Source organism: Burkholderia sp. Ap-955 (genome assembly GCF_011753045.1).
GTDB lineage: Bacteria > Pseudomonadota > Gammaproteobacteria > Burkholderiales > Burkholderiaceae > Burkholderia > Burkholderia lata_D.
In genome coordinates this window covers 1-20,531 of the sequence record NZ_VWWH01000006.1, presented here as the reverse complement: position 1 = coordinate 20,531, position 20,531 = coordinate 1, and the positions used below count along the sequence as shown (strand labels likewise).

The following is a 20,531-nucleotide window of genomic DNA, read 5'->3' as shown; positions in this document are numbered from 1 at the left end:
GCGCTGTAAAGACCAAACCTGCGCCGGGCGGCGGTTTTGACCATTCTTTACGGTGTCGCCGGGGTGTCGCCGTGGGTGTCACTGACAATCGTTGCACTGGCTGTTCGACAGGGCTTGACTTAGAGTGAACTCTAACTCCTAACCTTGTTCCTGCCATGTCGAAAACCGTCACCCAATCTTCCTCCACCGGCCCGCTGACGATCGGCCAGGTCGCCGAAATGACCGGCCTGTCGACGCATACGCTGCGGTACTACGAGCAGGCCGGCCTGCTGCGCGCGATTTCGCGCACGGCGGCCGGGCACCGGCTCTATGCACCGGCCGACCTTGACTGGCTGGCCTTCGTGATGCGCCTGAAGGCGACCGGCATGCCGATCGCGCAGATGCAGGCGTTCGCGGCGCTGCGCGCGCAAGGCGAGTCGACCTTCGGTACGCGGCGCAGCCTGCTGGTCGAGCATCGCGACGCGGTGCGTGCGCATATCGCGGAGCTGCAGGCGAGCCTCGACGTGATCAGCGACAAGATCGCGTACTACGAGGCTCAGGAGCGGGATACGGCGCGACGGGCGAAACCTTCTCACTCTCTATCGGAACAGGACGGACACAATGGAACGACTCGTTGAAGATCGCTACACGCGCGGCTGGAACAAACTGAAGGAAATCGACGGCGAAGTGGGCGAACGCGTGATCGCGGCGCTCGCGCCGATCGCGCCGGACTTCGGGCGGCTCCTGGTCGAATTCGGTTTCGGCGACATCTACAGCCGGCCGCAGCTCGACCTGAAAGCGCGCGAGATCGCGACGATCGCGGCGCTGGCCGCGCTCGGCAACGCGCAGCCGCAACTCAAAGTGCATATCGAGGCCGCGTTGAACGTCGGCTGCACGCGCGACGAGATCGTCGAGGTGTTCATGCAGATGGCCGTCTACGCGGGTTTTCCGGCCGCGCTCAACGCGCTGTTCGCCGCGCACGAGGTGTTTATGCGGCGCGATGAAATCGAAGCGGCCAGCAAGTCGGGTGACACCGCGAACGCGCGTGAAGCGGCGGCGCATGCGTCATGAGTGGTAGACGCGCCGGCGGCGTGTCACGCGCGGTGCGGCGCGACGATCCGGTGCTTCGCGATGCGCCGGTACAGCGTCGCGCGCGAGATGCCGAGCGCCTGCGCGGCCGCGTCGGGCCGCCAGCGATGCGCGGTGAGCGCCGCGACGATGCGGCCGCGTTCGTCGTCGGGCAGCGTGCCGGGTAGGACGCCGCCGAGTTGCGTGGCGATCTCGGCCGGCAGGTCATGTCGCGTCACGCGCGCGGCGTCGCACACCGCGCACGCATAGCGCAGCACGTTGCGCAATTGCCGCACGTTGCCGGGCCACGGATACGCGGCGAGCTGGTCGGCGAGCGTCGCATCGAGCGTCAGCACGTGGCCGGTGGCCTGCGCTTCCTCGGCGAACACGGCGGCGATCACGTCGCGCACGTCCGCGCGCTCGCGCAGCGGCGGCAGTTCGAACGTCGCGCCGCTCAGCCGGTAGTACAGATCCTCGCGAAACGTGCCGTCGGCCACCATCCGTGCGAGATCGCGGTGCGTCGCGCAGATCACGTCGAGATCGACGCGGACGGGCGTATCGCTGCCGAGCGGCACGACTTCGCCATCGGCGAGCACGCGCAACAGGCGCGTCTGCAGCGCGAGCGGCATGTCGCCGATTTCATCGAGGAACAGCGTGCCGCCGTCGGCGAGCGCGATCTTGCCGCGCGCGCCGTGCTTGCGTGCGCCGGTGAACGCGCCGGCCGCATAGCCGAACAGTTCGCTCTCGATCAGCGCCTCCGGCAGCGCGCCGCAGTTGACCGCGACGAACGGCCGCGTACGCCGTGCGCCGGCATCGTGGATCGCGCGTGCGAATACTTCCTTCCCCGCACCGGTTTCGCCGAGCACGAGAATCGGCAGCCGCTTGCTTGCGACACGCAGCGCGAGTTCGGCCTGCTGCGCGATATGCGCGTCGCTGCTTTGCAGGAACGGCGTCAGCGCGCCGACGTGGCGTTGCGCGCTTCCCGGGCGGCGCGAGGCCGTGCCGGGTTCGCGGCCGGTGCGCCGTAGCGGCGCACGCAGCCGCGCATAGAGCGGCGCGCCGGTCGCGCGCAGCCGCAGCGCGACGATCGCATCGAGCCGCGCGGCATCGCGCAGCGGCATCTCGGTCGCATCGAAGATCTCGTCGATATGGCGCGGTTCGCGCAGCGCCGGCAGTGCGTCGCGCGCCTGCCGGTTCGCGGCGACGATGTTGCCGCATTCGTCGAACGCGATCAGCCACTCGGGTTGCGCTTCGACGTAGTGACGATTCGGATGACCAAACAGGATCCAGTGCTGCGCGGTGCTGTGCACGAAGTAGCCGTCCTCGATCAGCGCCGCGCTCTGCCGCACGAGCTGATAGACGAGACGCTGGCTGTCGCGGCCGTCGGGCGAATGAACGGCCGACGCGTCGAGCACGCCGATCAGCTCGCCGCCGGGCGAAAAGATCGGCGCCGCGCTGCAGGTGAGCGTCGTGAACGCCGCACGAAAGTGATCGGTCTTGTGCACGGTGATCGGCGCGAGATCGGTCAGTACGTTCGCGACGCCACAGGTGCCTTCCTCGCTTTCCGACCAGCACGAGCCGATGTGCAGCCCCGCATGACGGAAGTCGTTGCGGCGCTCGCGGTCGATCCGGTAGTCGATCGTCACGCCGTGCGCGTCGGTCAGCATCACGCAGTAGTCGGCGACGCGGATCATCTCGTGCAGCCGCGTCAGGCACTGGCCCGACGCGCGCAGGAAGGCCTCCTCCTTGTCGCGCACTTCGCGGAGCTCGGCCGCGGTCAGCACGCGCGGGCCGATCGACGAAGCGGGGTCGAGGCTGTAACGCTCCAGGGACCGCTGCCACGACGACACGAGGCGCGTGGAGTCGGCCGGCGCGGGCAGGCGTCCGGCGAGCGCGCCGAGCACGCGGTCGGCGTGCTGGGCCTGGGGGACGGCGTAGGGCATGGTCGGCTCCGGTTCCGTACGGCGGGGATGCGATGTTCTTGTAGCACATCCCGTTCGACGGATCACATTGCATCGCAGCACGCGGCGGGCCTGAGACGTTCGTCTCACCGGTATCGCGGGCTGTCTCGTGTCGTTGAGACGCGTTCATGTGCGACAGGCGGAGATCGTCCGGCATGACGCGGCCTGCGCGGCGCCGCGATACCGCGGGGTTTGCGGGCGGAACGGTGCGCCTGCACCGGCGTCGCGGTGGTCGTTTGGTCGCATCGGCGATGTGAGACGAACAGGCCGAATTGCCGCACGCTCCGTCGTTCCAGCATCGAATCAGGGACACCTGCAGGCCGGCTGCTCCAGTACCCACAAGGGTTTCACGTTCATCGCACGCACGATGGCACGCTGCTTGCAGATATCTCGGGCAAGTCGGCGCGGTCGCGTCGACGACGACGATCCGCCGCCCGGCGATGGCAGCGGACGAGACAGGCAGGACTGCGGCGCACGCGAATGCACTGCGGCCGGCCAACTGGATGGAGACGAACCCGTGACGATGCCCGTTACCGTCGGTGTGATCGCGAATCCCGCATCGGGGCGCGACATCCGCCGCCTCACGACGCATGCCTCCGTGTTTCCCACGGCCGAGAAGGCGAACATGATCGTTCGCCTGCTGGCCGGCCTCGGCGCGATGGGCGTCGAGCGCGTGCTGACGCTGCGCGACCGGACGGGCATCGCGACGCTGCTGCTGCGTGCGATCGACACGCACCGGGCGGTCGCGCCGCACGAGCGCTGGCCCGAGGTCGAATTCGTCGACCTGCCGATCACCGACACCGTCGCGGATACCCAGGCCGGCGCCGCGTACCTGCACCGGATGGAAGTTGCGCTGATCGTCGTGCTGGGCGGCGACGGCACCCATCGCGCGGTTGCCGCGCACTGCGGCGCGACGCCGCTCGTCGCGCTGTCCACCGGCACCAATAACGCATTTCCCGAACATCGTGAAGCCACCATCGCCGGCGTCGCGGCTGGACTCGCCGCGACCGGCGCCGTGCCGGCCGAAGTCGCGTTCACGCGCAACAAGCGGCTCGTCGTGCGCTGCGTGGCGGGCGCGCAGCCGGGGCGCGAGGAGATCGCGCTCGTCGACGTGTGCGCCGCGCGGCAGCGCTTCATCGGCGCCCGCGCGATCTCGGGGTCCGACGACATCGATTCGCTCTACCTGACATTCGCGGAACCGGACGGAATCGGCCTGTCCGCGCTCGGCGGCGCGTGGGCGCCGCTCGAACGCAGCGCGCCGCACGGGCTGGCGATGCGCTTCGCGGCCGACGGCAAGACCGCCGGCACGCCGCTCGTCGCGCCGATTGCGCCGGGCCGTGTCGATCGCGTCGTGATGCGCAGTTGCGAGCGGCTCGAGCCGGGCGCCTGGCAGACGATTCCGTTCGAGCACGGCACGCTCGCGTTCGACGGCGAGCGCGAGATCGAGGTCGCGCGCGGCGATCGCTACGAGATCTCGCTCGACTGGCGCGGGCCGCTGACGGTCGACGTCGGGCGCACGCTGCGCTACGCGTCGTCACGCCAGCTGCTGCGCGATGCCGGCGAGTGGCGCTATTGAAACACCGTTCTACCCGATGACATTTCGATATCCATAACGATCAACAAGGAGACATCGCATGACAGCCCCACTCGAAGGACAGGTCGCCATCGTCACGGGCGGTGCGCGCGGCATCGGCCGCGGCATTGCACTGACGCTTGCCGGCGCGGGCGCCGACATCCTGCTGGCCGACCTGCTCGACGACGCACTCGACGCCACCGCGCGCGAGGTACGCGCGCTCGGCCGCCGGGCGGCGGTTGCGAAGGTCGACGTCACGCAGGCCGCGCAGGTCGACGCGATGGTTGCGCAGGCGCTCGCCGACCTTGGTCGGCTCGACATCCTCGTGAACTGCGCGGGCGTGATCAGCATTCATCCGGTCGGCGAACTGACCGAGCGCGACTGGGATTTCGTGATGAACGTGAACGCGAAAGGCACGTTCCTCGGCTGCCGCGCGGCGCTCGCGCCGCTGAAGGCGCAGGGCCGCGGCCGGATCATCAACGTCGCGTCGATCGCCGGCAAGGAAGGCTTTCCGAATCTCGCGCATTACAGCGCATCGAAATTCGCGGTCGTCGGCTTCACGAACGCGCTCGCGAAGGAGGTCGCGCGCGACGGCGTGACCGTCAACGCGATCTGCCCCGGCATCGTGCGGACCTACATGTGGGACCGGCTGTCCGACGAATGGAAGACCGACGGCGAATCGGTCGAGGAGTCGTGGCAGCGGCACCAGTTGACGCTGATTCCGCAGGGCCGCGCGCAGACGCCGGAGGACATGGGCCGGCTCGCGCTGTTCTTCGCGACGATGGACAACGTGACGGGCCAGGCCGTGAACGTCGACGGCGGCTTCACGTTCCACTGACGGCCGCGGGCCGTGAAATCCGTCGCCGTGGCCCGGCCGCGGCGGCATTCGCAGTCAGACCTACTCAGGAGACACACATGACCGCTTCGACACAGCTCAGCAGGGACAAACTGCTGGACGCCTACCGGCTGATGCGCACGATTCGCGAATTCGAGGAGCGCCTGCACGTCGAATTCGCGACCGGCGAGATTCCCGGCTTCGTTCACCTGTATGCGGGCGAGGAGGCGTCCGCGGTCGGCACGATACTGCACCTCGGCCTCGACGACTACGTGGCCACCACGCACCGCGGCCACGGCCATTGCATCGCGAAGGGCGTCGACGTGCACGGGATGATGGCCGAGATCTACGGCAAGAAGACGGGCGTCTGTCACGGCAAGGGCGGCTCGATGCACATCGCCGATCTGTCGATGGGGATGCTCGGCGCGAACGGGATCGTCGGCGCGGGCGGCCCGCTCGTCTGCGGCGCGGCGCTCGCGGCGAAGCACAAGAAGACCGGCGGCGTCGGCGTGTGCTTCTTCGGCGACGGCGCATCGAACCAGGGCGTGATCTTCGAATCGATGAACCTCGCGTCGGTGTGGCGGCTGCCTGCGATCTTCGTGGCCGAGAACAACGGCTATGCGGAAGCGACGTCGTCGAGCTGGTCGGTCGCGACCGACAACATCGCCGATCGTGCGAACGGGTTCGGGATGCCGGGCGTGATCGTCGACGGATTCGACTTCTTCGCGGTGCACGAAGCGCTCGGCGAAGCCGTCGAGCGCGCGCGCAACGGCGGCGGCCCGACGCTCGTCGAAGTGAAATTCACACGCTATTTCGGCCACTTCGAAGGCGATGCGCAAACCTATCGCGCACCCGGCGAGGTGCAGAAGCTGCGCGACGAGAAGGACTGCCTGAAGCATTTCGAAACGCGCGTCGTGCGGGCCGAAGCGCTGACGACCGCCGACCTGCGCGCGATCGATGCACAGGTGAAGGCGCTGATCGACGATGCGGTCGCGCAGGCCAAGGCCGCACCGGTACCCGATGCGGCCGACCTGCTGACCGACGTCTACGTGTCGTACCCGTGAGCGCCGCCTGACACCACGGCCGACACGGCGAACCGAACATTCCAGGAGACAGACATGGCAAGGAAGATCACTTATTCGCAGGCGATCAACGAGGCGCTCGCGCAGGAAATGGCGCGCGACGACAGCGTGATCGTGATGGGCGAGGACAATGCAGGCGGCGCGGGCGCGCCGGGTGAGGACGACGCGTGGGGCGGCGTGCTCGGCGTGACGAAGGGGCTGTTCCACAAGTTTCCGGGCCGCGTGCTGGATACGCCGTTGTCGGAGGGCGGCTACATCGGCGCGGCGGTCGGCGCGGCCGCATGCGGGATGCGGCCCGTCGCGGAGCTGATGTTCATCGATTTCATGGGCGTGTGCTTCGACCAGATCTTCAACCAGGCCGCCAAGTTCCGCTACATGTTCGGCGGCAAGGCCGTGACGCCGGTCGTGATCCGCGCGATGTACGGCGCCGGCTTGCGCGCGGCAGCACAGCACTCGCAGATGCTCACGTCGCTGTTCACGCACATTCCGGGGCTGAAGGTCGTGTGCCCGTCGACGCCGTACGACGCGAAGGGGCTGCTGATCCAGGCGATCCGCGACAACGATCCCGTGATCTTCCTCGAACACAAGCTGCTTTATACCCGCGAAGGCGAAGTGCCGGAGGAGTCCTATGCGATTCCGTTCGGCGAAGCGAACGTGCTGCGCGACGGCGACGACGCGACGATCGTCACGTACGGCCGGATGGTGCATCTCGCGATGGACGCAGCCGCGAAACTCGCGAAGGACGGCATCCAGGTCGATGTGATCGACCTGCGCACGACGTCGCCGCTCGACGAGGAAACGATCCTCGAAAGCGCGGAGCGCACCGGGCGCGTGGTGGTCGTCGACGAAGCGAACCCGCGCTGCTCGATCGCGACCGATATCGCCGCGCTCGTCGCACAGCGTGCGTTCCATGCGCTGAAGGCGCCGATCGAGCTCGTGACCGCGCCGCATACGCCCGCGCCGTTCGCGAGCGTGCTGGAAGACCTGTATATCCCGTCCGCCGATGCGATTGCGCAGGCGGTCCTGAAGACGAGGAGCTGACACGATGTCGATTCACATGATCACGATGCCCAAGTGGGGGCTGTCGATGGAGCAGGGGCAGGTCAACGGCTGGCTGAAGGCGCTCGGCGAACGCGTGACGAAGGGCGACGAGGTGCTCGACGTCGAGACCGACAAGATCTCGTCGGGTGTCGAATGCGCGTTCGACGGCACGCTGCGCCGGCAGGTCGCGCAGGAAGGCGAGACGCTGCCGGTCGGCGCGCTGCTCGGCGTCGTCGCGGCCGCCGACGCGAGCGATGCCGACATCGACGCGGCGATCGCCGATTTCCAGCGCGATTTCGTGCCGAGCGCGGCTGCCGACGAAGCGGCGGGCCCCCAGCCCGAGAAGGCGCAGATCGGCGGCCGGACGGTGCGCTTCCTGAAGCTCGGCGAAGGCAGTGGCACGCCGGCCGTGCTGATCCACGGCTTCGGAGGCGATCTTAACAACTGGCTGTTCAATCACGCGGATCTCGCCGCGCACCGGCCGGTGTGGGCGCTCGATCTGCCCGGTCACGGCGAGTCGGGCAAGGCGGTCGAGACGGGCAGCCTCGATGAACTGGCCGACGCGGTGCTCGCGCTGCTCGATGCGAAGGGCATCGACCAAGCCCACCTGATCGGCCATTCGATGGGCGGTGCGGTCGCGATGGCGGCGGCCGAGCGCGCGCCGCAACGTGTCGCGTCGCTGACGCTGATCGCGAGCGCGGGGCTCGGTACCGACATCAACCGCGCTTACATCGACGGCTTCGTCGCCGGCAACAGCCGCAACACGCTGAAGCCGCACCTCGGCGCGCTGTTCGCGGACAACGCGCTGGTCACGCGGCAGCTCGTCGAGGATCTCGTCAAGTACAAGCGGCTCGAAGGCGTGCAGGCCGCACTGGAGAAGATCGCGAATGCCGCGTTCGACGGTGCCGCGCAGCGGCGCGTGTTCCGCGACCGGCTCGCGACGCTTGCGCCGCGCACGCTCGTGATTTGGGGCGAGCGCGACCAGGTGATCCCGGCGCAGCACGCGCAGGGTTTGCCGGATGGCGTGCGTGCCGAGGTGATCGCCGGCAGCGGGCACATGGTGCAGATGGAGGCGGCCGCCGACGTGAACCGCCTGATCGTCGCGTTTCTCGGAGACTGACGATGACCGCCGCGCTCGAACGACCCAGCCTCACGGCGCTCGGCCAGCCGGGCGCGAGAAGCCGTGACAAGCTTGCGCGCATTCCGGTGCGCGTCGAGCCCGCGGCCGGTGCGGCGTTGCCGAAGCCGCCGTGGCTGCGCGCGCGGCCGATGATGAGCGCGGCGGTCGCCGACATGGCGGCCGTGCTGCGCGACCATCGGCTGCATTCCGTCTGCGAGGAGGCGATGTGCCCGAACATCGGCGAATGCTTCGCGCAGCGCACGGCGACCTTCATGATCATGGGCGGGCTGTGCACGCGGCGCTGCCCGTTCTGCGACGTCGCGCACGGCCGTCCCGAGCCGCTCGATCCCGACGAGCCCGCGCGTCTGGCCGACGCGGCCGCGGCGCTCGGGCTGCGCTACGTCGTGATCACGTCGGTCGACCGCGACGACCTGCGCGACGGCGGCGCCTCGCATTTCGCCGCATGCATCGCGGCGGTCCGCGCGAGCGTGCCGGGTATCGGCGTCGAAGTACTGACACCGGACTTCCGCGGCCGCGTGGCTCGCGCGCTCGATGCGCTGTCGACGGCCTGGCCCGACGTGTTCAACCACAACATCGAGACGGTGCCGTCGCTGTATCGCGCAGCGCGGCCGGGCGCCGACTATCGCGGCTCGCTCGAACTGCTCGCGCAGGCAAAGCAGGCGCGGCCGGAGCTGGTGACGAAATCGGGGTTGATGCTCGGCCTCGGCGAGTGCGACGACGAAGTGCGCGACACGCTGCGCGACCTGCGTGCGCATGACGTCGACGTGCTGACGCTCGGCCAGTATCTCGCGCCGTCCGTGCACCATCTGCCGGTACGGCGCTACGTGAGCCCGGACGCATTCGCCGCGTGGCGCGACGAGGCGCTATCGCTCGGTTTCAGGGAAGTCGTCGCCGGCCCGCTCGTACGGTCGTCGTATCACGCGGCCGACGTGCTGGAGGAGACGTAGCGGCCAGCGCGTCAGGCGGACGTGGAAGCGGCGGCATGCGCACGACTGACGCGGCGCAGGTACAGCACGAGCCCGGCGCCCGCGAGCATCAGGCTGATCGTGTTCGCGAACCAGAAGCCGCGCGCGCCGGTCAGCCACGCGGGCGCGATCCCGCCCACGTCGAAACCGAGCGCATAGCCGCCGCTGAGCCCGACGCCCCACAGCGCGACCGCATAGATCACGGTTGGCACGACCGCGACCTTGTAGGCGCGCAGCACGAACGCCGACGTGACCTGCAGCGCATCGAAGACGTGGTAGCACGCGACGATCGCGACGAGCGGCATCGCGGCCGCGGCGACGGCCGGGTTCGGCGTATAGCCGCCGATGATCAGCGGGCGCAGCACGAACACGAGCAGGCCGTAGGTCGCGGCGATGCCGCACGCGAAGATCACGCTGTGCCGGCCGAGCAGCCGGGCTTCCTCGGGCCGTCCGGCGCCGAGCGCGCGCGCGACCAGCGTCGACGCCGCCACGCCGATCGACAGCGGCGTCATGTACAGCACCGCGCCGATGTTGCCGGCGATCTGGTGGCCGGCGAGCGTCGTCGTGCCGAACTGCGCGATGAACAGCGCCATGCACGTGTACGACGTGACCTCGATCAGGTACGACAGGCCCATCGGCACGCCGAGTTTCAGGATCACCTTCTGGCGTTCCCAGACCGGCCAGCAGAAGCGCGAGAAGATCGCGAGCGGCGCGAACACGTCGAGCTTCGCGAGCAGCGTGTAGCCGATCAGCGCGAGCGCCCAGTTGATCAGCGTGCTCGCAAGCCCGCAGCCGGGGCCGCCGAGGGCCGGCACGCCGAACCCGCCGAAGATGAACCACACGTTGAGCGGAAACTTGAGCAGCAGCGCGCCGATCTGCAGGATCATCGCGAGGCGCGGCTTGCCGGCCGCGTTGGTCAGCGCGTTGTAGATGCGGAAGACGAGGCTGGCGGGCAGCCCGTACGACAGGATGCGCAGGTAGTCGACGGTGCGGTCGTGCAGCGCGGCGGGCGTATGCGCGACGCGCAGCAGCGGTTCGGGAAAATGCAGCAGGAGAAAGCCGGGCACCGCGAGCAGCAGCGCGAGCCACAGCGCCTGGCGCACTTCTTCGCCGATCTCGGCATAGCGCCGCGCGCCGTACAGCTGCCCGGTGATCGGCTGCAGCGCCGACAGGATGCCCGTCAGGCCGATATAGATCGAAATGTAGATCGACGAACCGAGCCCGAGTGCGGCCAGATCGACGGCCGAGTAGCGCCCGACCATCGCGGTGTCGATCACGCCGAACGCGATGATCGCAAGCTGGCCGACGAGCACCGGCCATGCGAGACCGACGATCCGGCGGATGTCGCCGAACATCGTCAATCGGCCGGCTGGCGGCGCGGCTGACGCCGCTTGACGGGCGTCTTCGGCCGTTCGATGCGCTCGTACAGGCGGAAGCGCTCGTCACGGTCGGCGGCGCGGCGGCCTTCCCACACGAGACGCCACACGTATTGCGACATCGAGCTCGGCTCGCCGAAGTCCGAGCGGTCCTGGCGCAGGATCACGTCGCAGTCGCCGGAGAAGTCGAAGCGCATGTTGCCGAAATACGCGAAGGTCGCGATCTGCGCGTCACCGAGCCGCACCGGCGAGATGCACTCGTAGTCGGACGGCAGGTGCACGGCGATCTGCTGCGCGACGTCGCGATAGGTCCGGCCGTAGTTGACGATCGGCAGCCACAGCGTCATCAGCAGCACCCACATCAACGTGGTGCCCGCACCCGACAGCACGACGCTGCGCCACAGCACCTTCGGCTGCCGCGAGATGCGCCAGCGCACCAGGAAGCACCAGCACACGGTGGCGATCACCGCGCAGATGAACGACAGGATCTTGAAGTGCGGCTCGTAGCCGGGCACGAGGCGGGCGAGGTTGCGCGCGAGCGGATGCGGGAAGCCCGTGATCGAGGCGAGCCACACGAGCCACACGAAGGTGCCGAGGATCGTGAAGCTCAGCACCGCGAACCAGTCGATCGCATTGATCGCGCCGCGCTTGAGGGTCGGCAGCGCGAACGTCGCGAGCACGGCGAGCGGCGGCAGCAGCAGCATGTACATGCGGTTCGACTGCTGGCTCTGCAGGATCACGAGCGCGACGAGCGGCACGGCGACCGACAGCGGAATCGCGACGTGCGCACGTCGGCGCATGCCGGCCCAGCTCCACCATGCCCAGATCGCGAGCGGCCACGCGGGCCACGTGAACAGCGGCAGGTTCTTCGCCGCATAGCCGAGCACCGCGGTCGGCGGGCCCGAAAAGCGCATCAGGCTGCCGTGGATCCACTGGTTGAAGAACCACGCGGCATCGTCGGGCGCCGCGACGAACGCGGCCAGCGGCCACAGTGCGAAGATCGCGGCCGCGAGCGGCACGCCGACCAGCGGCAGGCGCAGGTTGCGCATCTCGGGCGTGACGAGCCACAGCACGGCGGTGCCGGCGAGCAGCGCGACGACCAGCACCGGATTGCCGGACAGCGCGACGAGGCCCATCGCGAGGCCCCACCACAGCGCGCCCTGCATCGGCTTGTCGATGCCGCGCACGATCCCGTAGACGAGCATCGCGATCCACGCGAACTGCGCGAGCTGCGGCGTCGTTTCGTGCCCGCGCTCCGCGAGGCCGAAGCAGGCGACGAGCACCAGCAGCGCGCCGTCGGCGAGCGTGCGGCCGTAGTCGCGCGGCTCGGGCTCGCCGCCGAATGCGTATTTGAACGGCTGGACTTCGGCACGCCGGCCGAGCAGGTAGGCGGCATACCAGACGAACGCGCACGCGACGCAGAACAGCACGCCGGTGTCGATGCGCGACGCGTTGCTCGCGTCGACCCACGGGCCGAGGCCGCGGATCGACAGCGCGCCGAGCCAGTAGCCGAGCGGCCCGTCGGTCGTGATGAACTTGCCGACCAGGTTCGGCAGCAGCCAGTCGTGCCAGCCGCCCTTGGCCATCGTCCACATCACGCCAAAGCCTGCCGCGTCCTCGTTCTTCCACGGGTCGCGGCCGAACAGGCCGAACGCTGCGTAGACGAAACAGAGCGTGAGCAGCAGCCAGCGCGGTAGCGCGCGCGTGGCGGAGGCGGTGAGACGGACGACAGGCTTCATGCAGATGAGCGATTTGTTATGGGCGGGTGGCCGGCGCGGATGCGCGCGGTCGAGCCGGTTTCGAGCATCCGGCATTGTAGACGCGCCCGCTGTTGCACGTCAGGTCGATGCCCGGGCGCCGGCCGGCGCTTTTCGGGCGAGCAGAGACAAAAAAGGGCAGCCTGGGCTGCCCTTTTGTGCGGTACCGGTGCGTTGCAACCACCGGATGCAGTGCGAAGCTTACTTCGCCTTGCCGCTGGCGCGAACGCCGAACTTGTTCTTGAACTTCTCGACACGGCCTGCCGTGTCCATGATCTTTTGCTGACCCGTGTAGAACGAGTGCGATTCCGACGACACTTCGATCTTGGCGAGCGGGTAGGTCTTGCCGTCGAGTTCGATGTTTTCGCGCGTCTGGATCGTCGAGCGCGTGATGAACTTGAAGCCGTTCGACATGTCTTGGAAGACGACTTCGCGGTAGTTCGGGTGGATGCCTTCTTTCATGGTCTTTCCTTGGTGAGAGCGGTAGCCAACCCGCCGCTTGTCGTGCCGGAGCGCGCACATTGCGCAAACCAGATGACGCCAAGCCCGGCGCGAGCCACTTGCCTAAGGTCGAAAAACGGCGATTATGCCAGAAAATCAGATGGTTGACGAATAATTTTCACGGTGCGTCGAGCACGCCAGTGCCGGCCGGATCCTGCCGGTAGTAGCGCGCGAGCAGCCGGTACAACTCCGGAAATTCGGACTCGAACGCTTTTGGCCTGACGAACAGCGCCTCGCTGCATACCGCGAAGAATTCCGACGGGTGGTCCGCGGCATAGGGATCGATCAGCGAATCCCGCTCGAAGCGCGCCCACGCACGGTCCGGCACCGCGTCGACGCGCGCGCAGAACTGGTCGTACGCGTGCTCGAACACGTCGGCCCAGGCTTGCGCATCGAGGTGCGGCGCGTGCCAGCGGCGAAATAGGGGCGGATAGCCGTCGGCCGCGCCGTTGACCATGTCGATCTTGTGCGCGAACTCGTGGATCACGACGTTGTACGCGTCGCGGCCGTCCGTCATCTGCGCGTCCTCCCAGGACAGGATCACGGGGCCGCCTTCCCAGGCCTCGCCGCTCGCGTCCTGCTCGACTTCGTGGACGACACCGTCCTCGTCCTGCACCGTCTTGCGGATCACGAATTCGCCCGGATACACGACGACGCCGACCCAGCCGTCGTACAGCGACAGGTCGAGATTCAGCACGGGCAGGCAGGCTTGCGCGGCGATCGCGACGATCATCGCGTCGGTCAACTCGAGCCCGTGCGCGGTCGAGAACGATTTCTTCGCGACGAACAGGCTCGTCAGTTCGCGCAGCCGGCCGAGCGCGTCGGGCGACAGCGCCGCGAGGAACGGCAGGCGCTCGACGGTGTCCTGCCACAGCGCGTCGGGAATCGGGTGGCTGCGCAGCGCGCGGTCGCGGCGGCGGTCGTCGAACCAGCGGGTCAGTTTCGAGAGCATGAAGGCGTTTCGCGGAAATCCAATGCCTGTCTTTTAACTCAATCGATCTCTTTTTGCCATGCCGCGAAGAGGCCGCCGACGAGCGCCACGCCCGCCAGGAAGTAAAAGCCGTCGAGCGATGCGAGGAACGACGCCTGTTGCGCGACCATGCGTGCGATCGACGCGATCGCGAGGCCGTGCGCCTCGTTCAGCGCGTGGCCGGCGGCGGCATAGCTGCGCGTCAGCGCATCGACGGTCTGCTGGAACAGCGGGTCGAACACGTTTGCACGTTCGACGAGCCGTGTCTGGTGCACGGCCACGCGGTGCTGTTCGACGATGATTACCGACGACGTCGCGAACGAGATCGTCAGTTGCCGCACGATGTTCTTCAGCCGGTAGCCGTGCGTGTATTCGTCGATCGCGAAGATCCGGAACGTCAGGTTGGCCACCGGCAGCACGATGAAGAGCAGCAGCAATCCGCGCAGCAGCAGCGGGACGATCAGCGCGGCTTCGCCGACCTGCGGCGTCATCCGCGTCATCCACAGCGCGGCCGTGATGGCGATCGCGAACCCCGGCACGACGAACCACTTCTTGTGCGTGACGAATTTCGCGTAACGCAGGTACGCGAACAGCGCGGTGGCCGAAATCAGCGACATCGTGCCCACCAGCCGCCCGGCGTTCTCGACCGGATAGCCGAGCCCGCTTTCGAGAAAACGCGACGTCAGGTAACTGAAGCCCGTCGACTCGTAGTAATAGAACATGTAGAGCAGCAGCCCGACCTGGAACGTCCGCTCGCGGAACGCGTGCAGGCGCACGAGCGGCGTCGGATGATGCCACTGGTGATACGCGAACCACGCAAGCGCGCCGATCCCTGCGATCGTCAGCAGGATCAGCATCGGCGAGCCGCTGTAGAGCTGGTAATGCACCTGCTGCAGCACGATCTGCAGCGCGCCTTGCGCGAGCGCGAACACGACATACGGCCAGAAGTGTCCGGAGCCGCGTTGGTCGTCGGGTGTCCGGCCCGAATCGGGCAGCGTGAGCAGCGCGAGGATCGCGAACGCGATGCCGGCCGGCGCCGAGCACGCAAACAGCGCGCGCCACGTCGAATGTGCGACGAGCAGGCCGCCGATGATCGGCGCGAGCGCGCTCCCGAGCAGGATCATGATCAGGAACGCGCGCGTCGCGGGCGGCCGTTCCTGCGGCTTGAAACTGATCTGGATCAGGATCCGGCACGCGCCCATCATCGGGCCGATGAAATAGCCCTGAAAACCGCGCGCGAACGCGAGTTCGAGCGACGTGTCGGCGAGCGCGGCCGCGATCGCGCCGAACGAGAACATCAGCATGCAGCCGGCGACGTAGCGGCGATGGCCGAGCCGGTCGACCCACCATTGCTGCTGCAGGATGCCGAGCACGGCGGTGACCGCGTAGGCGCTCGACGACCACACGAGTTCGTCGGGCGATGCGTTGATGCCGCCCGCGATGTAGCTCGCGAAGAACGAGAAGATTGCGTTGTCGAAGTAGTCGATGCCGGTGACGAGCGCGAGCGCCCACGGGAACAGGTCCGCGCGCAGGTTTGCGCGGCTCCACAGTGGCGAGCGACCGGGCATCGCGTTCATTCGCGAGCCTTGCGCGTGCGCCGCGTGCCGGCTTCGGCCTGCCGCTGCGCGATCAGCGCATCGGCGTTTTCGCCGGCAAGACGCCGTTCGACGTAGTCGATGTCGTGCTGCAATTCCTTGCGCAGCGCGACGGCTTCCTTCAGTTCGCGCTGGACGGCCGCGATCCGCCGGTCGAGCGTGTCGACCTGCTCGGCAAGGCCGGCGCGGATCTCGCGCAGCGACGCGTCCGAATAGCGGCGCCGGCCGTCGCCCGTTTCTTCCAGCGGGCGCTTCAGCATCTCGGTGATGCCGTGCAACGAGAAACCGAGCGCGCGCAGCCGCAGGATGCGTGCGAAGCGCTCGAGGTCGGCTTCGTCGTAGAGGCGGTAACGGCCTTCGCTGCGCGACGGCGTGACGAGCCCGCGCTCTTCGTAATACTTCAGCGTGCGCGGCGTGACGCCGAGCCGTGACGCCGCGTCGCTCACGGTCAGCAGCGGGGTGGAGGCGTCGTTCGGCATCGGGAGGAGGATTGGGTTTGGACGATGACGCGATTATAGATCAACCTGTACGTTCACGTTCAGGTTGACACCGAAAAACGGCCGCCGGGCAGGATGCGCGGGCGGCCGTTTCCGGGGTGCGGGGCGGGGGTGATCAGCCGCCGCGGCGCATCAGGTCGAAGAACTCGGAGTTGCTCTTCGTCTGGCGGATCTTGTCGAGCAGGAATTCCATCGCTTCGACTTCGTCCATGTCGTGGATGAACTTGCGCAGCACCCAGATCTTCTGAAGGATCTCGGGCTTGATCAGCATTTCTTCGCGACGCGTGCCCGACTTGTTCAGGTTGATTGACGGATACACGCGCTTTTCCGCGAGGCGGCGCTCGAGGTGCACTTCCATGTTGCCGGTGCCCTTGAACTCTTCGTAGATCACGTCGTCCATGCGGCTGCCGGTTTCGATCAGCGCGGTGCCGATGATCGTCAGCGAACCGCCTTCCTCGATGTTGCGCGCCGCGCCGAAGAAGCGCTTCGGGCGCTGCAGTGCGTTCGCGTCGACACCACCCGTCAGCACCTTGCCCGATGCCGGGATCACGGTGTTGTACGCGCGTGCCAGACGCGTGATCGAGTCGAGCAGAATCACGACGTCGTGCTTCATTTCGACGAGGCGCTTGGCCTTCTCGATCACCATTTCGGCGACCTGGACGTGGCGCGTGGCCGGTTCGTCGAACGTCGACGCGATCACTTCGCCGGCGACCGAGCGCTGCATTTCGGTCACTTCTTCAGGGCGCTCGTCGATCAGCAGCACGAACAGGATCACGTCCGGGTGGTTCTGCTTGATCGCGTGCGCGATGTGCTGGAGCATCACGGTCTTGCCCGACTTCGGCGACGCGACGAGCAGGCCGCGCTGGCCCTTGCCGATCGGCGCGATCATGTCGATGATGCGGCCCGTGACGTTTTCCTCGCCGCGCATTTCGCGTTCGAGCGACAGCGGCTTGTTCGGGTGCAGCGGCGTGAGGTTCTCGAACATGATCTTGTGTTTCGAGGCCTCGGGCGGCTGCCCGTTGACTTTGTCGACCTTCACCAGCGCGAAGTAGCGCTCGCCGTCCTTCGGCGTGCGGACTTCACCTTCGATGGTGTCGCCGGTGTGCAGGTTGAAGCGGCGGATCTGCGACGGGCTGATGTAGATGTCGTCGGTGCTCGCGAGGTACGACATTTCCGGCGAGCGCAGGAAGCCGAAGCCGTCCGGCAGCACTTCGAGCGTACCGTCGCCGAAGATCGTCTCACCCGTCTTGGCGCGCTTTTTAAGAATGGCAAACATCAACTCCTGCTTGCGCAGGCGGTTCGCGTTTTCGATCTCCAGGCCATTGGCCATTTCGATCAGTTCGGAGACGTGCAGAGACTTGAGCTCGGATAAATGCATACGGAGAACCCGCCAGGGAGGAGACGACGAAAGAAATAAAGGGAGGAGGGCGAGCGGAAGCGCTCAGAGACTTAAATGCGTCTTGTAGACGTTTTTTAATTCTAGCATAGGCCGATTCGCGCTTGAGCGAGCGATCGGCGGCTTGTCGACGGACGTGTTGCCGGCTGACAACACGTCCGCGGAACTGCCTGTATTACAGGTGGCTGTCCAGGAATGCGGTGAGCTGCGACTTCGACAGCGCGCCGACCTTCTGCGCGGCGGCCGCGCCGTTCTTGAACAGGATCAGCGTCGGGATGCCGCGCACGCCGAACTTCGCGGGCGTTGCCTGGTTGTCGTCGACGTTGATCTTCGCGATCTGCAGCTTGTCGCCGTAGTCCTTCGCGACTTCGTCGAGGATCGGGGCGATCATTTTGCACGGGCCGCACCATTCGGCCCAGAAATCGACGAGCACGGGCTTGTCGGATTTGACGACGTCCTGTTCGAACGATGCGTCGCTAATGTGTTTGATCTGTTCGCTCATTGGGTCAATACCTCTTACGGTTCGGGGACTGCCTGCTTGCGCGTTGCGGCGTACCGGCCGCCGTTGGCGGCCGGCCGCTGCGGCAGGTCACTCCACTCTCCGGAAAGGAGGCGTGTAAGCGCTGCATGCCGCGGCTCGCGGGTCGTTCGGGCGTCATATTAGCCTAAATTGCTATCTGCTGCGGGCGGCGATAGTAGCCGCTACGCGAGTAGGGGTACGACGCGACGTTCGACCGTTGTGTCCTGCAGGTGGAGGCCGGCTCGCAAATTACAAGGGGTAGACGCGCAGGCCATGCGCGTCGGGTGAGCTTCGCGGCGCCCGATGCGCGTCGATTTGTCGGGTCATATTCGCATTGGTGCGAACAAACGGTCGCATTCATCCGGAAGCGATGATAGAATATGCCGTGACGGGCCTCCTCGCATGGTGGGGCGGTGAACCTGGTCAGGTCGGGAACGAAGCAGCCACAATCGTTTTCCGCCAGTGCCGAGGGTTGGGCTCGTCACCTTCCTTCTCGCCCCGTTCGCCGGGCGTTTTTTATTTCTGCACCACACTCCGTTTTACCCGCGCGTTGCCTGTCTTCCGCACCGTTTCGCGTGTCGGCGCGACGCAGCGTTACTGATACAATTTCCTGATGACCTATCAAGTTCTCGCACGCAAGTGGCGTCCGAAGGATTTCGCTTCGCTCGTCGGCCAGGAGCACGTCGTCAGGGCGCTTACGCACGCGCTCGACGGCGGGCGTCTCCATCACGCCTATCTGTTTACCGGAACCCGCGGCGTCGGCAAGACGACGCTGTCGCGGATCTTCGCCAAGGCACTCAATTGTGAAACCGGCGTCACGTCGCAGCCGTGCGGCGTGTGTCGCGCCTGTCGCGAGATCGACGAAGGGCGTTTCGTCGATTACGTCGAGATGGATGCCGCGAGCAACCGCGGCGTCGACGAAATGGCCGCGCTGCTCGAGCGCGCGGTGTACGCGCCCGTCGATGCGCGCTTCAAGGTCTACATGATCGACGAAGTGCACATGCTGACGAATCACGCGTTCAACGCGATGCTGAAGACGCTCGAAGAGCCGCCGCCGCACGTCAAGTTCATCCTCGCGACCACCGATCCGCAGAAAATCCCCGTCACCGTGCTGTCGCGCTGCCTGCAGTTCAACCTGAAGCAGATGCCGGCCGGGCACATCGTGTCGCATCTCGAACGGATCCTCGGCGAAGAGCAGATTACGTTCGAGCCGCAGGCACTGCGCCTGCTCGCGCGTGCCGCACAGGGCAGCATGCGCGACGCGCTGTCGCTCACCGACCAGGCGATCGCCTATTCGGCCAATGAGGTGACCGAGTCGGCCGTGTCGGGCATGCTCGGCGCACTCGACCAGACTTACATGGTGCGTCTGCTCGACGCGCTCGCCGCGGGCGGCGGCCCGGAAATCCTCGCGATTGCCGACGAGATGTCGCTGCGCAGCCTGTCGTTCTCGACCGCGCTGCAGGATCTCGCGAGCCTGCTGCATCGCATCGCGTGGGCGCAGTTCGCGCCGGGCTCGGTGCTCGACGAATGGCCCGAAGCGGGCGACCTGCGCCGCTTCGCCGAGACGTTGAGCCCCGAACAGGTCCAGTTGTTCTATCAGATCGCGACGGTCGGTCGTGCCGAGCTCGGCCTGGCGCCGGACGAGTACGCCGGTTTCACGATGACGCTGCTGCGGATGCTCGCGTTCGAGCCGGCGGTTGCCGCCGGCAGTGCGCCGGGTGGCCAGCCGTCCGTGCCGCGTGCGGTGCAGGGTCCTCGTGCGGTGGCGGCATCGGCCGCTGCGGCGAAGCCGGTATCGGCCGCACCTGCCGAAGCAGCGCGGCCGCAGGTTGCTGCACCGGCTGCGCCGGCTGCGCCCGCGGCACCGGTTGTGCGGGCCGTACCGCAGCCCGGCGACGACGCAGACAAGCCGCCCGTGAAGCCGGCTGCCGTTCAGACATCCGCGCCGGCCCCGGTTGATGCGCCCGTCATCGAGACGCCGCAGCCGCAGACGGCCGCAGCACCGCAAGCAGAGCCGGCCGGCGACAGGCCGGCACCCGTCCGCACGGAACCCGAACCGCCTGCTGTCGTTACGCAGCGAAGCGACGAGCCGGCTGCGCCGGCCGAACCGATGCCGCGCGCTGTGTCGCCTGAGCCCGCTGCGCGTCCGACAGCGCGCTCCGGAGGCGCTGCCGCCGCGCTCGACGTGTTGCGCAATGCGGGGATGCGCGTGTCGTCCGACCGCGGGCGCGCGGGCGCCGCCGCCGCGAAACCGGCAGCCCAGCCGGCTGCCGA

At 67.4% G+C, this 20,531-nt stretch carries 18 protein-coding genes and 1 other RNA gene; 10 read left to right on the top strand and 9 right to left on the bottom strand.

What is annotated here, in order from left to right:
* Window positions 1–155 precede the first annotated feature (155 nt).
* The gene (locus F3J15_RS05370; protein WP_166888568.1) at window positions 156–617 is read left to right on the top strand and encodes a MerR family transcriptional regulator; all 462 of its coding nucleotides are present in this window, start codon (window positions 156–158) and stop codon (window positions 615–617) included.
* Entirely contained in the window at window positions 601–1,050 is a 450-nt protein-coding gene (locus tag F3J15_RS05365; RefSeq protein ID WP_166888565.1) for a carboxymuconolactone decarboxylase family protein, read from the top strand. Before F3J15_RS05370 ends, F3J15_RS05365 begins: the two co-directional genes overlap by 17 nt.
* A 23-nt stretch (window positions 1,051–1,073) precedes the next feature.
* On the opposite strand, the gene F3J15_RS05360 is transcribed toward F3J15_RS05365, so the two are convergent.
* The gene (locus F3J15_RS05360) at window positions 1,074–2,990 is read right to left on the bottom strand and encodes a sigma-54-dependent Fis family transcriptional regulator (protein ID WP_166888562.1); all 1,917 of its coding nucleotides are present in this window, start codon (window positions 2,988–2,990) and stop codon (window positions 1,074–1,076) included.
* A gap of 535 nt (window positions 2,991–3,525) precedes the next feature.
* On the opposite strand from F3J15_RS05360, the gene F3J15_RS05355 reads away from it, so the two are divergent.
* The 6 genes from F3J15_RS05355 (at window position 3,526) to lipA (ending at window position 9,627) form a co-directional block, all read left to right on the top strand.
* Window positions 3,526–4,584, top strand: coding sequence for an NAD(+)/NADH kinase (locus tag F3J15_RS05355; protein ID WP_166888559.1), 1,059 nt, complete (start codon window positions 3,526–3,528; stop codon window positions 4,582–4,584).
* A 58-nt stretch (window positions 4,585–4,642) separates the two neighbouring features.
* Window positions 4,643–5,419, top strand: coding sequence for an SDR family NAD(P)-dependent oxidoreductase (locus F3J15_RS05350; protein ID WP_089445775.1), 777 nt, complete (start codon window positions 4,643–4,645; stop codon window positions 5,417–5,419).
* A 77-nt stretch (window positions 5,420–5,496) separates the two neighbouring features.
* The gene (locus tag F3J15_RS05345) at window positions 5,497–6,480 is read left to right on the top strand and encodes a thiamine pyrophosphate-dependent dehydrogenase E1 component subunit alpha (protein WP_166888557.1); all 984 of its coding nucleotides are present in this window, start codon (window positions 5,497–5,499) and stop codon (window positions 6,478–6,480) included.
* A gap of 54 nt (window positions 6,481–6,534) precedes the next feature.
* Window positions 6,535–7,539 (top strand): alpha-ketoacid dehydrogenase subunit beta, encoded by a 1,005-nt coding sequence (locus tag F3J15_RS05340; RefSeq protein WP_069248121.1) that lies wholly within the window; start codon window positions 6,535–6,537, stop codon window positions 7,537–7,539.
* A 4-nt stretch (window positions 7,540–7,543) separates the two neighbouring features.
* Window positions 7,544–8,659, top strand: a complete 1,116-nt coding sequence (locus F3J15_RS05335; protein WP_166888554.1) for an acetoin dehydrogenase dihydrolipoyllysine-residue acetyltransferase subunit — start codon at window positions 7,544–7,546, stop codon at window positions 8,657–8,659.
* Window positions 8,660–8,661: 2 nt separating this feature from the next.
* Window positions 8,662–9,627, top strand: coding sequence for a lipoyl synthase (gene lipA, locus F3J15_RS05330; protein WP_166888552.1), 966 nt, complete (start codon window positions 8,662–8,664; stop codon window positions 9,625–9,627).
* An 11-nt stretch (window positions 9,628–9,638) separates the two neighbouring features.
* Here the strand turns inward: lipA and F3J15_RS05325 are convergent, their stop codons facing one another.
* The 8 genes from F3J15_RS05325 to trxA all read right to left on the bottom strand — a co-directional run bounded on the left by F3J15_RS05325 (window position 9,639) and on the right by trxA (window position 18,239).
* The gene (locus F3J15_RS05325) at window positions 9,639–11,000 is read right to left on the bottom strand and encodes an MATE family efflux transporter (protein ID WP_089445772.1); all 1,362 of its coding nucleotides are present in this window, start codon (window positions 10,998–11,000) and stop codon (window positions 9,639–9,641) included.
* Window positions 11,001–11,002: 2 nt separating this feature from the next.
* Window positions 11,003–12,835, bottom strand: a complete 1,833-nt coding sequence (locus F3J15_RS05320) for a glycosyltransferase family 39 protein (RefSeq protein WP_205190694.1) — start codon at window positions 12,833–12,835, stop codon at window positions 11,003–11,005.
* 144 nt (window positions 12,836–12,979) lie between these two features.
* Window positions 12,980–13,240: a type B 50S ribosomal protein L31 gene (locus tag F3J15_RS05315; protein ID WP_006753671.1), complete on the bottom strand. Its 261-nt coding sequence runs from the start codon at window positions 13,238–13,240 to the stop codon at window positions 12,980–12,982.
* Between the two features lie 157 nt (window positions 13,241–13,397).
* The gene (locus F3J15_RS05310; RefSeq protein ID WP_089484078.1) at window positions 13,398–14,231 is read right to left on the bottom strand and encodes a M90 family metallopeptidase; all 834 of its coding nucleotides are present in this window, start codon (window positions 14,229–14,231) and stop codon (window positions 13,398–13,400) included.
* Between the two features lie 38 nt (window positions 14,232–14,269).
* Complete coding sequence (locus F3J15_RS05305; protein ID WP_089445769.1) at window positions 14,270–15,826, bottom strand: MFS transporter; 1,557 nt, start codon at window positions 15,824–15,826, stop codon at window positions 14,270–14,272.
* A complete protein-coding gene (locus F3J15_RS05300) occupies window positions 15,823–16,323 on the bottom strand; it encodes a MerR family transcriptional regulator (RefSeq protein WP_166888546.1) in 501 nt (166 codons plus the stop codon). The genes F3J15_RS05305 and F3J15_RS05300 overlap by 4 nt, the downstream gene beginning before the upstream one ends.
* Window positions 16,324–16,456: 133 nt before the next feature.
* Window positions 16,457–17,719 (bottom strand): transcription termination factor Rho, encoded by a 1,263-nt coding sequence (gene rho / locus F3J15_RS05295; protein WP_006478662.1) that lies wholly within the window; start codon window positions 17,717–17,719, stop codon window positions 16,457–16,459.
* A gap of 193 nt (window positions 17,720–17,912) precedes the next feature.
* Entirely contained in the window at window positions 17,913–18,239 is a 327-nt protein-coding gene (trxA, locus tag F3J15_RS05290) for a thioredoxin TrxA (protein WP_006402348.1), read from the bottom strand.
* 405 nt (window positions 18,240–18,644) lie between these two features.
* On the opposite strand from trxA, the gene ffs reads away from it, so the two are divergent.
* An RNA gene (gene ffs / locus F3J15_RS05285) (signal recognition particle sRNA small type) lies at window positions 18,645–18,743 on the top strand.
* Window positions 18,744–18,870: 127 nt separating this feature from the next.
* A partial coding sequence (gene dnaX / locus F3J15_RS05280) for a DNA polymerase III subunit gamma/tau (RefSeq protein ID WP_166888543.1) occupies window positions 18,871–20,531 on the top strand: 1,661 nt, incomplete at its 3' end.

What these genes read in the sequence shown, in the direction of transcription:
- F3J15_RS05370 (WP_166888568.1), top strand. Translation starts at nt 156, where the DNA reads ATGTCGAAAACCGTCACCCAATCTTCCTCCACCGGCCCGCTGACGATC.
- F3J15_RS05365 (WP_166888565.1), top strand. Translation starts at nt 601, where the DNA reads ATGGAACGACTCGTTGAAGATCGCTACACGCGCGGCTGGAACAAACTG.
- F3J15_RS05360 (WP_166888562.1), bottom strand. Translation starts at nt 2,990, where the DNA reads ATGCCCTACGCCGTCCCCCAGGCCCAGCACGCCGACCGCGTGCTCGGC.
- F3J15_RS05350 (WP_089445775.1), top strand. Translation starts at nt 4,643, where the DNA reads ATGACAGCCCCACTCGAAGGACAGGTCGCCATCGTCACGGGCGGTGCG.
- F3J15_RS05345 (WP_166888557.1), top strand. Translation starts at nt 5,497, where the DNA reads ATGACCGCTTCGACACAGCTCAGCAGGGACAAACTGCTGGACGCCTAC.
- F3J15_RS05340 (WP_069248121.1), top strand. Translation starts at nt 6,535, where the DNA reads ATGGCAAGGAAGATCACTTATTCGCAGGCGATCAACGAGGCGCTCGCG.
- F3J15_RS05335 (WP_166888554.1), top strand. Translation starts at nt 7,544, where the DNA reads ATGTCGATTCACATGATCACGATGCCCAAGTGGGGGCTGTCGATGGAG.
- lipA (WP_166888552.1), top strand. Translation starts at nt 8,662, where the DNA reads ATGACCGCCGCGCTCGAACGACCCAGCCTCACGGCGCTCGGCCAGCCG.
- F3J15_RS05325 (WP_089445772.1), bottom strand. Translation starts at nt 11,000, where the DNA reads ATGTTCGGCGACATCCGCCGGATCGTCGGTCTCGCATGGCCGGTGCTC.
- F3J15_RS05320 (WP_205190694.1), bottom strand. Translation starts at nt 12,835, where the DNA reads ATGCCGGATGCTCGAAACCGGCTCGACCGCGCGCATCCGCGCCGGCCA.
- F3J15_RS05315 (WP_006753671.1), bottom strand. Translation starts at nt 13,240, where the DNA reads ATGAAAGAAGGCATCCACCCGAACTACCGCGAAGTCGTCTTCCAAGAC.
- F3J15_RS05310 (WP_089484078.1), bottom strand. Translation starts at nt 14,231, where the DNA reads ATGCTCTCGAAACTGACCCGCTGGTTCGACGACCGCCGCCGCGACCGC.
- F3J15_RS05305 (WP_089445769.1), bottom strand. Translation starts at nt 15,826, where the DNA reads ATGAACGCGATGCCCGGTCGCTCGCCACTGTGGAGCCGCGCAAACCTG.
- F3J15_RS05300 (WP_166888546.1), bottom strand. Translation starts at nt 16,323, where the DNA reads ATGCCGAACGACGCCTCCACCCCGCTGCTGACCGTGAGCGACGCGGCG.
- rho (WP_006478662.1), bottom strand. Translation starts at nt 17,719, where the DNA reads ATGCATTTATCCGAGCTCAAGTCTCTGCACGTCTCCGAACTGATCGAA.
- trxA (WP_006402348.1), bottom strand. Translation starts at nt 18,239, where the DNA reads ATGAGCGAACAGATCAAACACATTAGCGACGCATCGTTCGAACAGGAC.